This is a genomic window from Advenella kashmirensis WT001 (assembly GCF_000219915.2).
Classification (GTDB): Bacteria; Pseudomonadota; Gammaproteobacteria; order Burkholderiales; family Burkholderiaceae_B; genus Advenella; species Advenella kashmirensis.
The window spans coordinates 3,821,458-3,834,249 of record NC_017964.1 but is presented as its reverse complement, the minus strand read 5'-3'; the positions used below and the strand labels follow the sequence as shown (position 1 = coordinate 3,834,249).

General features: G+C 54.8%; 10 protein-coding genes and 2 pseudogenes. 2 read left to right on the top strand and 10 right to left on the bottom strand.

Going from position 1 to position 12,792, the window contains the following annotated elements; all coding sequences use genetic code 11:
• Nucleotides 1-261: 261 nt before the first annotated feature.
• The 6 genes and pseudogenes from TKWG_RS18015 to TKWG_RS17990 all read right to left on the bottom strand — a co-directional run bounded on the left by TKWG_RS18015 (nt 262) and on the right by TKWG_RS17990 (nt 7,306).
• Complete coding sequence (locus tag TKWG_RS18015) at nt 262-750, bottom strand: EF-hand domain-containing protein (RefSeq protein WP_014752204.1); 489 nt, start codon at nt 748-750, stop codon at nt 262-264.
• 281 nt (nt 751-1,031) lie between these two features.
• On the bottom strand, nt 1,032-2,486 hold the full coding sequence (locus TKWG_RS18010; protein WP_014752203.1) for an alanine/glycine:cation symporter family protein: 1,455 nt from the start codon (nt 2,484-2,486) through the stop codon (nt 1,032-1,034).
• 110 nt (nt 2,487-2,596) lie between these two features.
• Nucleotides 2,597-4,078 carry an aldehyde dehydrogenase gene (locus tag TKWG_RS18005; RefSeq protein WP_014752202.1) on the bottom strand — a complete coding sequence of 494 codons (1,482 nt, stop codon included), beginning with the start codon at nt 4,076-4,078 and terminating at the stop codon, nt 2,597-2,599.
• A gap of 13 nt (nt 4,079-4,091) precedes the next feature.
• A pseudogene (locus tag TKWG_RS18000) lies at nt 4,092-4,927 on the bottom strand (dihydrodipicolinate synthase family protein).
• A 98-nt stretch (nt 4,928-5,025) separates the two neighbouring features.
• A complete protein-coding gene (locus TKWG_RS17995; RefSeq protein ID WP_202947739.1) occupies nt 5,026-6,387 on the bottom strand; it encodes an NAD(P)/FAD-dependent oxidoreductase in 1,362 nt (453 codons plus the stop codon).
• Nucleotides 6,353-7,306 carry a 4-hydroxyproline epimerase gene (locus TKWG_RS17990; RefSeq protein ID WP_041709637.1) on the bottom strand — a complete coding sequence of 318 codons (954 nt, stop codon included), beginning with the start codon at nt 7,304-7,306 and terminating at the stop codon, nt 6,353-6,355. Before TKWG_RS17990 ends, TKWG_RS17995 begins: the two co-directional genes overlap by 35 nt.
• A gap of 242 nt (nt 7,307-7,548) precedes the next feature.
• Here TKWG_RS17990 and TKWG_RS17985 point away from each other — a divergent pair, with 242 nt between their 5' ends.
• Complete coding sequence (locus TKWG_RS17985; protein WP_014752199.1) at nt 7,549-8,397, top strand: AraC family transcriptional regulator; 849 nt, start codon at nt 7,549-7,551, stop codon at nt 8,395-8,397.
• Between the two features lie 23 nt (nt 8,398-8,420).
• Here the strand turns inward: TKWG_RS17985 and queC are convergent, their stop codons facing one another.
• Both queC and TKWG_RS17975 read right to left on the bottom strand, forming a co-directional pair.
• Entirely contained in the window at nt 8,421-9,128 is a 708-nt protein-coding gene (queC, locus tag TKWG_RS17980; RefSeq protein ID WP_014752198.1) for a 7-cyano-7-deazaguanine synthase QueC, read from the bottom strand.
• A 68-nt stretch (nt 9,129-9,196) separates the two neighbouring features.
• Nucleotides 9,197-10,101 (bottom strand): annotated as a pseudogene (locus TKWG_RS17975) (LysR family transcriptional regulator).
• A 106-nt stretch (nt 10,102-10,207) separates the two neighbouring features.
• Between TKWG_RS17975 and TKWG_RS17970 the strand changes: the two are divergent.
• Nucleotides 10,208-11,083 carry a pirin family protein gene (locus TKWG_RS17970; RefSeq protein ID WP_014752196.1) on the top strand — a complete coding sequence of 292 codons (876 nt, stop codon included), beginning with the start codon at nt 10,208-10,210 and terminating at the stop codon, nt 11,081-11,083.
• Between the two features lie 14 nt (nt 11,084-11,097).
• Here the strand turns inward: TKWG_RS17970 and TKWG_RS17965 are convergent, their stop codons facing one another.
• Together TKWG_RS17965 and TKWG_RS17960 are read right to left on the bottom strand one after the other, a co-directional pair.
• A complete protein-coding gene (locus tag TKWG_RS17965; protein ID WP_081489411.1) occupies nt 11,098-11,568 on the bottom strand; it encodes a DUF2784 domain-containing protein in 471 nt (156 codons plus the stop codon).
• 219 nt (nt 11,569-11,787) lie between these two features.
• Entirely contained in the window at nt 11,788-12,693 is a 906-nt protein-coding gene (locus TKWG_RS17960; RefSeq protein WP_041709634.1) for a LysR family transcriptional regulator, read from the bottom strand.
• Between the last annotated feature and the right edge of the window lie 99 nt (nt 12,694-12,792).

Below are 12,792 nucleotides of genomic sequence, written 5' to 3'. Positions count from 1 at the left end.
GTAATTTGATGGTCCTTTAAAGACAAGCGACTGGCTCCCGGTGTGCCGCCTTAGTTGCCGGTGATCGACCAAGTGCTGCTTTGCAAGCGCTGTCCATGCCAGTAGCGGGTCGGCATCCCCGTCGTGACGCGTCTTTTATTCGTACAATAATCCGGCCCATAAAAAAACACACCGTGTTGTCAGCACGGTGTGTTTTTTAGGCCGTATCAGTGACGTCGGCCGTAGTTACTGTGATTTATGCCCGGTTTTTGCGGGCGTCACTTATTTGAGCTGACCGTCTTTATTGGTGTCAGCAGCATCAAAGTCACTGGTGACCTGAGTGACCATTTCTTCATTACTGATCTTGCCGTCCTTGTTGGCATCAACTGCGGCAAACTGCTCCGGCGTCAGAATGGTTCCAACTTCTTCTGGTGTCAGCGCGTTGTCGCTGTTCTTGTCCAGGTTTTTGAATGCGGCAGCCATGGCCTGATTGTATTCTTCTCTGGCAACAGAGCCATCTTTGTTCAGATCAAGCTTGACCAGTTGATCTTGTGGGATTTCTCCACCAGCCGATGGCATAGCGGCCGAAGGCATGCCCTGGCCGCCTGTGGACGGTGCTGCCTGTCCTGATGGTTGTTCCATGGTCTGGCCGGTACCCTGATTCGTTGTCTGGGCCGCGGCGCTATTGGCGAGAAACATGGCAGAGCCAAGGCTGGCGCTGACTGCAAAAAAAGCGGCGGCAGTTTTGCTTCTCAATAATGTGTTACTCATATATGAAACTCCTTTCTTTAACGGCGACAGGCAAAAAAGATACCTGTAAATGCCCGTTGCGACAGGTTTGTGGTGAACGACAGGCTCCTGCAGCACCAAATCGACTTTTTATACTAACACCATTCAATCGGCTATTTCATTTGGAATAATGAGGAGATGTAACGTTTTGATTCGCTGCAAATGTTGGCGTGGCGGGCTTGTTTGGCTGTTTCATCAGCAATCTGCTCCTATTGCTGTGCAGGCCGTCAGCGCTCGCCACTGCCCTTGCCATGCAGAGCCGGTTAACGGGATTGATTGGCTTTTTCGCTGTACTCAATCCAAAAGTCGGCATTGTCTACGCCGGCTACCCGAGGGTCAAAAACAGGGTTCAGGCCGGCTTTTTTCTGACGATCATAATCCTTGAGTACCTTGATTGCCGGTTTGCTCAACAGGACAATGGCGATAAAGTTCAGGTAGCACATGCTGCCAAACCCTATATCACCCAGGCCCCACATCAGGCTGACCGACTGGACGCTGCCCAAATAAACGACAACGAGAAACACAATTTTCAATATGACTTTCAATATGGGATAGCGCAGCTTGCTGTCCAGGTACACCATGGTGGTTTCTGCGATGTAGTAGTAAGCCATCAGCGTGGTAAAGGCAAACAGGAAGATAGCAATGGCGACAAAACCGCTGCCATAATCTGCAAATACGGTGGATACCGCCGCCTGGGTATACGCAGTGCCGGCAACCAGTCCTGGTACATGTTCAACCAGCGGCGATGTGGCGCCGGGTGGCAGGACATTGTATGACTCCGTAATCAGGATCATCAATGCCGTAGCGGTGCATACGATGACCGTGTCGATATACACTGAAAAGCCCTGTACCAGTCCTTGTTTGGCCGGATGCGAGACTTCCGCAGCAGCCGAGCTGAAGGTGGCTTCACCTGCGCCGGCGACGTTGGAAAATACCGCCCGGCGTACTCCCCATGCAATGGCCGTGCCGACAATGCCGCCGAAAACGGCATCACCGCCAAAAGCGCTGGCGACAATAAGTTGCAGCAATGCGGGAATCTTTTCGGCATTCGACCCCAGAATGATCACCATCAATATGACATAGGCAATCGCCATGACCGGTACGACCTTATCGGCAACCCGGGCAATACGTTTGATGCCTCCGAAGATGATCAGGCCGAGTAAAGCTGTCACAATGGCGCCTGTGATGTACGAAGGCATTCCGAAGGCGGTGGAAAAGGACTCGGCAATGGTATTGGCCTGGATGCCAGGCACCAGCACGCCATAGGAAAGGCAAATGACCGTGGCCGCCACGACTGCGAAAGCCTTTAGCCCCAGGCCTTTTTCGATATAGTAGGGTGAGCCGCCGCGATATTGATCGTCTGCGCGCTCCTTGTACACTTGAGCCAGGGTCGATTCAATAAATGCACTGGCGCCGCCCAGCAATGCCATCACAATCATCCAGAACACGGCGCCCGGACCGCCTGCCGCAATGGCAGTGGCTACCCCTGCAATATTGCCTACGCCCACGCGGCCCGATAGGGCCATGCAAAATGCCTGAAAGGAAGAGATGCCATCGGCCGATTCCTTGCGTTCGCGCAACAATCTAATCATTTCGAAAAAATATCTAAACTGAACGGCGCGGGTGATGATAGTAAAGTAAAGACCCACACCCAATGCAAGATAGACGAGGGTATCCCCCCAGATATACCCGACCAGGGTATTGACGAGTTGCTCCATAATTGACTTCTCCTTTGCAAGCGTTCGCGGCACGTTCTGCCAGCGTAGTTTTTGTAATTAAGCGGGTGAAAAAAGGCAGACCGGACATACCGGTTTGCCTTGTCATACCGTCAGTTCACATACCAGATGGTTTTGGTCTGCAGATACTGGTCAAGTGCCTCTACACCCTTGTCGCGACCACCGAAACCGGACTGCTTATAGCCGCCAAAAGGCGTTGCAATGCTGCCTTCCGAGAAGCCGTTAACCGACACTGTGCCGGCCTTGATTGCCCGGGCAACGTGATGGGCGCGGCTCAGGCTGCGCGTGTAAAAAGAGGCGGCCAGTCCGTAGCTGGAGTTGTTGGCAAGCTCAATGGCCTGCTGGTCCGTGCTGAAACTGGTCACGGCCAGCAATGGGCCAAATACTTCCTCCTGGAAAAGGGCCATTTCAGGTGTGATATTGTCGAAAATGGTCGGTTCGATATACCATCCGCTTCCCTGGTCTTCGTAAATAGTGCCGCCTGCAACCAGCGAGCCTCCCTGGGCCAGCGTTTTGTCCAGGTAGGCTTTGACCTTATCGAAATGGGCCTGTTCGATCATTGGACCGATGGCAACGGTTGCATCGCGCGGATCGCCCACTTTCCAGTCGGCCAGTCCCGCCTTGAGTCTGGCCAGAAGGGCATCTTTAATAGACGCGTGTACAATCAGCCGGGATCCACAACTGCAATTCTCACTCATGTTCCAGAACGCGGCAGCAAGGATGGATGGCACGGCGGCATCCAGATCGGCATCTTCGAAAACGATCTGCGGGCTTTTGCCGCCGCACTCGAGCACGATTTCCTTCAAATTGCTTTGGGCTGAATAGTGCAGAAAATAACGACCCACTTCGGTGGAGCCGGTAAAGGAGACCATGTCGACGTCATCATGTCGGCCCAGTGCTTCGCCTACCTTTTCCCCCAGGCCGCAAACCAGTGTGAGCGCACCCGGCGGCACGCCTGCCTGATGCCCCAGCTGCACCATGCGATAGGCGCTGAGCGAGGTCAGTTCTGCCGGCTTGACCACAACTGAATTGCCTGCAGCCAGTGCGGGCGCCACTTTCCAGGCGAACATCTGTGCAGGAAAATTCCATGGCAGGACAACGCCCACGACGCCCATGGGTTCCCTGACAACCAGGCCCAATGCCTCTTTTCCGGTAGGTGCAACCTTGTCGAACAGTTTGTCGATGATTTCTGCATACCAGTAAAATGTCTCGATGGTGGCCGGTATATCGGTGTTAAGGCATTCAGTAATCGGCTTGCCTGCATCAATACAGTCGAGCGCCGCCAGCTCTTCCAGGTTTTCCTGGAGCAGGGCGGCCCAGCGCAACATGATTTGCTTTCGTTCTGCCGGCGCAAGCTGCGACCACTCACCCGACACAAACGAAGTGCGCGCAGCGGCTACTGCCGCATCCATGTCGTGAGCCTCACCGTCGGCAATATGGCCGATCACCGTATTGTCGATCGGACTGCGGTTCTCCAGTTTGCCACCTGTACTGGTGTAATTCGGTATCAGGTGGCCGGCCCAGAGTTCTGCCCGGGCCGCCTGTTCAAATATGGTGTTTTTGCTCAATGTCATCTCTCGCTCCGGTTTAATTGAGCAGCGCAAGAAATTCCTGCTTTTCGCTGTCTGACAGATTGACCAGCGGCAGACGGACATTGCCGGCGTCGAAGGTGCCGCGCAGGCAGCCGATTTTGGCCTTCTGGTTGTAGCTGCCAGACTCCATGGAGTGGATGGCCGGATACATATCGGTCATGATTTTTTTTGCCGTGTCCCAATTCTTGCTGGCGGCTGCGTTGAACAAGGCAATTTGTTCATCGGGGAAAACATTCGCGGCACCTGCAATCCAACTGGTGGCGCCCCAGAAAAAATAGTCGACTGGCTGATCATCACAACCGCAAATCACCTGAAAATCATCGAAATTGGCCTGGATCATGCGTAATGCCTGACTGAAATTGCCGCTGCTTTCCTTGATCGCCTTGATGTTGGGATGGCGTGCCAGGCGCGCTACCGTCTCGAACTCGATTTCGACGCCGACGCGCGCAGGGAAGTTGTACATGATGATAGGCAAGTCTGTGGCTGACGCGACATATTCAAAAAATGCAATGATTCCCTCCTGGCTGGGCAGGCTATAGGGCGGTACCGACAGCATCAGACCGTCGTAGCCAGGCGCTTGGCCTCGTGTGCACGGCGTACCGCTACCTCGGCGGACAGGTCGCTGATTCCTGCGATTAATGTCGCCTTGCCTTTGCCTGCCCGGGCGATTGTCTGCAAGACCGCGGCGCGTTCCTCTTCCGAAAAAGTGTAATATTCCCCGGTGGTGCCGCAGGTCACCAGGCCGGTCACTCCTTTGTCGATATAGGCCAGCGCCAGTTCATTCAGACGGGCGGTATCGACTTTGTTATTCGAGTCAAATGGTGTAACCATGGGTACCAGAATGCCATTCAGATTCATTGTGTTGCTCCTTATTGATGAGATGCGTGAAAACTGAGTTTTTGCGCAGCTAAAACGAAGTTTCTGCGCAGCTAAAACGAAGTTTCTGCGCAGCTAAAACGGTGTAAGCGATAGGGGCGTATGTCTATGCCCGGCTCGGTATTGAAGTACAGTGCCCGGATCAGTTGGGCCGTAACGGCAGCCTGGGTCAGTCCCAGGTGTTGATGACCAAACGCCAGCAGCACCGGCCCCCGCCGATCAATGACCGGCAGCGAATCGGCAATAGAGGGGCGAAAGCCCATCCAGGAGGTTGCATCCGAATCATCCAGCGGGGCGTTCATCATCGGCTGCGCCAGTTGCAGCAATTGCTGCGCGCGTTGCATGTTGGGTGGTGCCTGCAAACCGGCAAACTCCACGGTCCCGGCCAGCCTCAACCCCTCTTGCATTGGCGTCATGATGAAGCGCCGGTCAATGCTCGATACCGGGACAGACAATCGAGCTTTTTCGTTGGGCAGCATCAGGTGATAGCCACGCTCGGTGTCCAATGGCACATCTACGCCTGTGAGCTGGCGCACCAGCGGTCTGGAATGGGCGCCAGCACAAACAACAACATGCTTTGCACACCACTGGCCTGATGACGTATGCAATCGAACGGAGTGATCATCCTGAACGGCTGCCTGCAAAACCTTGCAGCCTTCGTATAGCTGTCCGCCCATTTGCATGAATGCAGTCTTGAGCTGTCCGGTCACAGCATTCAGGTTTGTCACATGACCGGTCTGAGGGTAGAAGAGCGCGCCCAGTTGATTGGCCGCCAGTGCAGGCTCGCGTTCGCGCAGTGCGTTCGTATCCAGCCAGTTATTGGCAATGCCCATGGCATTAAGGCGTGCGCCATGCTGCTGTAATCCGGCCACACTTGCCGGGTTTTCTGCCAGCAACAAAGAACCCTGTATTCGTATCCATTGCGACAAGTTCCATTCATCTGAGAATGTTTGCCATGCGTTCAGGCTCTGTTGGTTAAGCGCCAGCAAGGCCTGATGGATCTGTTCGGCGCGCGCGGGACGCATATTAGCCAGCAATTTGAAAAACCACGGCATGATCTGCGCAAGATAGCGCCAGTCCAGTCGCAGCGGGCCCATGGAGTCCAGCAGCATGCGTGGCAATTGCCGGACAATCGCCAGATCGGCAATGGGGAAAACCTGCTCAATGGCAATATGGCCTGCATTGCCGCAAGAGGCGCCGCCACCGACCTTGTTTGTCTCCAGCAAGACCACTTGTACGCCTGCGCGTTGCAGACTCACTGCAATGCTCAGGCCGATGATGCCCGCGCCAATGATAATTACGCGAGCGCAAGAGAACGTACCGGTCATGTCCGAAAATACCAGGAGCGCGGTAAGGTCGCAGTGAGAAGGAGAGCGGTGTTCATGCTGCAGCGATTCCCCATTTGAAAGGATCACGGTCATCAAGAATGAGGCAGTTTTCGGCACACATATAGGCATTGCCGCGGATCACCGGCACGATACCGTTGCCGCTAGCGTCCGGGCGATAATAGGCAGTAAAATGGCTGCCGATCACACTGGCCTGGCGCCAGTTCTGCCCGGGTTCAAGCAACCCGTCCGCGGCCAGGCACGCGAGTTTGGCGCTTGTGCCCGTTCCGCAAGGTGAGCGATCATAGGCCTTGCCCGGGCACAGAACAAAACTCTGGCTATCGGCCGATGTGGTCTGGCCAAACAATTCGATATGATCGATATCACCGCCATTTTCTCCGGTAATGCCAGAGGCGGTAAGTGCTTGTCGAATGGCCCAACTGATATGGGTTAGCTGATCGACATTGTCAATATGAATATCAGCAAGCGTCTGGTTCACCAGGAAAAACCAGTTACCGCCCCAGGCTATATCGCCTGTGACCGGGCCGATTCCCGGCACCTGTACCGTGACGTCCTTGCGATAGCGCCAGGATCGCACATTGCGCACGGATACACTACCGTCCTCATGCAGGGTGCAATGGACATTGCCTACCGGTGTCTCGATCGTGTGCTCCCCGGCCTGAATGCGTCCCAGATAGGCGAGCGATGCGATCAGACCGATGGTGCCATGTCCGCACATGCCCAGATACCCGCTGTTATTGAAGAAAATGACCCCGGCAGTCGCTTGCGCATCTACCGGTTCACACAGCAATGCGCCGACCAGTATGTCGTTGCCTCGCGGCTCCAGGATAATTGCCCGGCGCAGCATATCGTATTTTTCTTTGAATAGATCCAGCTTATCTGCCATGGAGCCGTTACCCAGACCGGGAAATCCTTGGTAGACCAATCGGGTCGGTTCTCCTTCAGTATGGGAGTCGATGACGTGTAGTTTTGTATATCGATCATGCATAAATGGTGTATTCGCTTAAACAGAAAAGGGATGAATGTTCATCGAGTTCTTATTAGCTTGATCGAAATAGCAATACCTGTCTTGACCGTTTTCTCCATTTCTCTGTCGAAAACTGCATAGCCGGGTTTGCAGGGAGGTGGTAACATCGGCAATATGCAGCGCTTGCGAAAATGATCAGGATTTTCCCGAATCTGAATCTGAATCTGCTTGTGGCTGCAACGCGGACAGAATGAAAAATGCAAATGGCAAATGAACTTTCCTTATCGAGACGCGATCCGCTGCTGTCAGGCGGGCCCTCTGACGCTGCACCCATTTCAGCGCTAGTCACTGCGGTGGCTAAAAACTTTCGGCCACAGAACCTGGAAGCGCTGTTGAGTCATCTGTCGATCCTTGTGCCGATTTTCGATGCCTTACCCAATGTCGTATTCTTTATCAAGAACACGCGAGCAGAGTACGTTCTGGTCAACCATACGTTGGCCAAGCGTTGCGGTCTTGAATGTGTGGAGGATGTCCTGGGCAAGCCGTCGCGTGAGGTGTTCAATACGCGACAGGGTAACGAATATACCGAGCAGGATTATCGTGTGTTGCATACTGGCAATTGCATTGCTGACAAGCTTGAACTACACGTATACAGTTCAGGCGAGCTTGGCTGGTGCCTGACCCATAAAATGCCGATATACGGTGCCTGCGGCGACATTATTGCGATGGCGGGCGTGTCTGTTGATATCCAGTCCGACGAGCTGAATCAGCCCAGCACCAATGAAAGACTGGAGAAAGTAGAAAGCTATGTGCGTACGCATTTTGACCAGGTAATTCGCATGGAAACGCTGGCCGATATTTCGGGGTTATCGATGTCGCAGCTGGAGCGCAACTTTAAGAAAATATTTCATATGACCCCGCTGCAGTTCATTCAGAAAACCCGGCTGGAGCACGCATTGCGTCTGCTGGATCAGAATATGACTATCACCGAGATCGCTGCCCGTTGCGGCTATACGGATCACAGCGCATTCAGTCGTCAGTTCAAGCAGCTCACGGGCGTATCACCTTCGCAATTCAAGGAAAAAAGAGCGGGTCATCAAGCATTGGCGTGACAGCACCCCGTGAACTGTGTGGTTCAGTGGTTTTCGTGCGCGCTTTTGTACAGTTCATAACCCTTGCGTCGCAGGTCACAGGCCGGGCATTGATTGCAACCGTAACCCCAGGGATGGCGATGCTCGCGGTCTCCCAGGTAACAGGTATGAGTGTGTTCTTCAATGAGCTGCACCAGTGGCTGTCCGCCCAATGTTCTTGCCATGTGCCAGGTTTTTTCCTTATCGATCCACATCAATGGGGTTTCAATCACCATGGGCCGGTCCAGGCCCAGGCTCAGCGATACCTGCAGCGATTTGAGCGTGTTGTCGCGGCAATCGGGATAGCCGGAATAGTCGGTTTCGCACATGCCGCCAACCAGTACTTCCAGCCCGCGCCGGTACGCCAGCGCAGCGGCAAAGTTAAAGAACAGCAGGTTGCGTCCCGGCACAAAAGTGTTTGGCAGGCCGCTTTGTTCAAACTCGATGGCTTTGTCCTGCGTCAGGGCCGTATCGCTGATTTGCCCCAGAACTGAAAGATCAAGCATATGATCATTGCCAAGCCTGGCGCTCCAGTCGGGAAAGTGCAAGCGCAACTGTTTGATTACCTGATCGCGGCACGTCAATTCAATGGCGTGCCGTTGCCCGTAGGAAAAACCAATGGTTTCTACATATTGGTACCGGTCCAGTGCCCAGGCCAGGCAGGTGGTGGAATCCTGGCCACCGGAAAAAAGGACAAGCGCCTTGTTATTCATGTCGTATTCCCTGTGTAAGATAAAGTGGACTGATCGCTATCATAGCAAGCCCGCGTGCCGGCGGCGTTTCAATCTTCCTCCAGTGCATCAAAGCGTTGAACCAGATAGTCGATCAACGCCCGTACAGCCGGCATTTGTCCACGTCGCGATGAAAACACCGCGTGGATGATTTCGCGCCGCGGCCTCCAATCGGGCAGCGGCCTGACTAGTGTGCCTTGTGCAAGCTGATCGCAGACCATTAGGGTTGGCAACTGCACAATACCCACGCCGGCCAGGGCTGCGATACGCAAGCCGATCATGTCGGTTGTGATCAGGCGCGGAAAGTGATGAATCACCGCCTGGGCAGAGTCTGGCCCGAACAATGTCCAGGAAAATTGCTGTTGCGGCTGACCCAGGCCAAGACTGGGCCAATCTGCCAGGTCTGCTGGCGCGGCCGGGACGCCACAGCGTTCCATCAGCGCAGGGCTGGCGACCAGACACTGACTGCGGTCAGACAGGGTCCGCATGATCAGATTGCTGTCCTGTAGCGGTGGCGGGCGCACACGAAGGGCAATATCAATGGCTTCTGCCACAGGATCAACCCGTCGATTGGTGGCATCGATCTGTATGGTGACGCGCGGGTGTAGCACCATGAAGTCGGCCAGCATGTAGCCGACACTTGTTTGAAGCAGGGCGATGGGGCAGCTGAGGCGAATGACGCCTTGCGGCTCGGCCCGGGTCATATCAATGATGGCCTGGGCGGCTTCGGCCTCGATCAGCATGGCTTTGCAGTGCTCGTAATAGGCCAGGCCGATGTCAGTCACGCCAAATTGGCGGGTGGAGCGATATATCAGGCGCACGCCCAATTGCTCTTCCAACTGGCTGAGCTTGCGACTGAGTGTGGATTTGGGGATACCCAGCGCCCTGCCGGCAGCGCCAGGCCCTTGTGATCAACAATCTGCACGAAGTAATAAAGGTTATTGAGGTCTTGCATTCTGTTTATTGTTCCATATTTAGAACGATGTCTCCAATTTTTAGATCTATCGGAAAGTTCGTTCCAAGTTTATACTATCTGTACTGTCACGACAAGGAGATGACAAATGAAAAAAGTACTTGGAATCTATAGCGCCCCTCGCCCTCATTGGGTAGGAGATGGGTTTCCCGTCAGGTCCATGTTTTCGTATCAAAGCCACGGTAAACAGCTAAGTCCCTTTCTGTTGCTGGATTATGCCGGCCCGGCCGATTTTGCGCCAGTTCAGCAAAAACGGGGCGTGGGCCAGCATCCTCACCGGGGTTTTGAGACGGTTACGATCGTCTACAAGGGCGAGGTAAGCCATCGCGATTCAACCGGCCAGGGCGGCACGATCGGTCCCGGTGACGTGCAATGGATGACGGCTGGGGCCGGCATATTGCATGAGGAATTTCACTCCGAGGCGTTCACCACCCAGGGCGGTGCGCTGGAAATGGTGCAGCTGTGGGTCAACTTGCCCGCCAAAGACAAAATGGCTGCGCCCGGCTATCAGGCGGTGCTCGATAGCGATATCCCCGTGGTAGCGCTGCCCAATGAGGTTGGCTCGGTGCGCGTGATTGCCGGTGAGTATGGACAAGAGAAGGGACCGGCACACACGTTTACGCCTATGCATGTCTGGGATATGCGCATCAGGCAAGGCGGCATTACCGAGTTTGAGGTCCCGGAAGGCTGGAGCACTGCGCTGGTCGTGCTGCGTGGAACCGTGCTGGTCAATGGCGATACGGTGGCACGCGAAGCGCAACTGGTTGTTCTGGACAAGGCTGATCGCCATATGGCGATCGAGGCCAACAGCGATGCCGTCGTGTTGTTGCTTAGTGGCGAGCCGATTGATGAGCCGATTGTTGGCTACGGTCCGTTTGTCATGAATAGCCAGGACCAGATTGCCCAGGCCATCAGTGACTTCAATAGCGGTCGTTTTGGTCAGATGTCTGAAGCTTCAGCATAGCAGTTGTGTTGCTGTTAAAGCGATGGGCGCCCTGCCCATCGCGCTGGTGTCCAGCCCCGAATCCGTGTCGATAAAATGAGGAGCACTCGAGGGTGCCCCTCATTTTTTTCTGTCTGCCGTTTTCTGTCTGCCATGCGCTGCCATACCAAGATGTAAATAATGACATTTAGAATAACCAGACCAGCCGCCAGCAGCACCTGTACTTCGCGCGTAAGCCCCGGCGGGTAAATGGCCAATAACAGATAATGCTCCAGAAAACCACCGGTATAGGCTTGTTGGCCGGCCATGTCCCGCAAGCTGTTCTCCAGTGGTGTCAACGGGCAGATGGCGCCCAGCCCGACGATGGCAGCACCCCACACCAGCGCCGGCACATGCAGCCAGATGACGTTAAAGCGCAGCAAAACAAGCAGTCCGCCAAATATGGCAAACAGAATAAAGGCAAAATGCGCAACCAGAACCAGGTCGGCAAGCACACGATAAAGCATGGTTTTCCTTTTGGCTCTATTGGCAGGAAGTAGCATGATCACTGCCCGGGCCATGCACGCTGCGCCAGTCATTTAAAACGCCGCCCGCATCTGTTCAACGTGGCGTGCTTGCAATGCCGTGAGTGTGTATGGCGTACCGGCGTGACACTGGCCCGGTATGAACGGCGAGCCTTGTGCATATTTTAGGGCCGCAGCCGATTTATCACAAATGTATAAATACTAGGATTTGGGCTGGATCGCGACATCCAGTGCCTTGCCCAGCCAGTCTGCCAGCAGGGCGCAGCGTTGATCCGCACGGGCTCGCGGCACCCAAAGACTTAAGCGTGCATTCGTTTGCACAAAGCCCCAGGGCGCCTCCAGCCGCCGGGCGGCCAGGTCATCGGCAACAACCTGTTTGGGGGCGATGGCCACGCCCAGGCCTGCCGTGGCTGCTTCCAGAAGATAATAAAGATGCTCAAAAGCGGTGCCCAATTGCAGGCTGTCGCCCGGCAATTGGTTTGCCTGCGCCCATTGTGCCCAGGCCTGCGGCCGGGACGCCGGATACATAAGCGGTTCATGCAATAGCGAGCTTATCGGTGCATCTACCAGTGAGGCATAGTTGGCATATCTCGGACTGAGCACGGCACCAATATATTCCGCGCCCAGGTCGTGCACAAGCATATCATCAGGCCACGGAGGGGCTGCAAAACAAAGGGTTGCATCCACGTTGGGATTACGCGGGTCCAGTTCTCCTTCTCCCGCGGTCAATTGCAATCGCAATTGCGGCAGCTCCTGGTTGAGTTTGTCCAGCCTGGGGATGAACCAGCGCGCCAACAGGCTGCCCGGACAGGCAAGCACAAACGGCAGGTTACCGCTGCGATGGCGAATTTCGGCGCAGGCGTTGCGCACCCGGTCAAAAGCGGCGGCGCTGGCGTCACGCAGCAATACGCCGGAATCTGTGAGTTTTATGCCACGGCCATCCTTTTCAATGAGGGCGATGCCAAGGGACGACTCAAGCACCCGGATCTGCCGGCTGATTGCCCCGTGAGTCACGTGCAGTTCATTTCCCGCTTTGCTCACGCTCAGCAGGCGGGCTGCGGCTTCGAATGCAAGCAAGGCATTAAGAGGGGGTATGTCTCTTGGCATAATGTGTGAGTTTATCTAACGTATTGGGGCTATTTTATCGCTTTTTTTATCAGAGCCGCTGGCTTATGCTGTATTCATGAAAACTGGCTTTCCGATCGA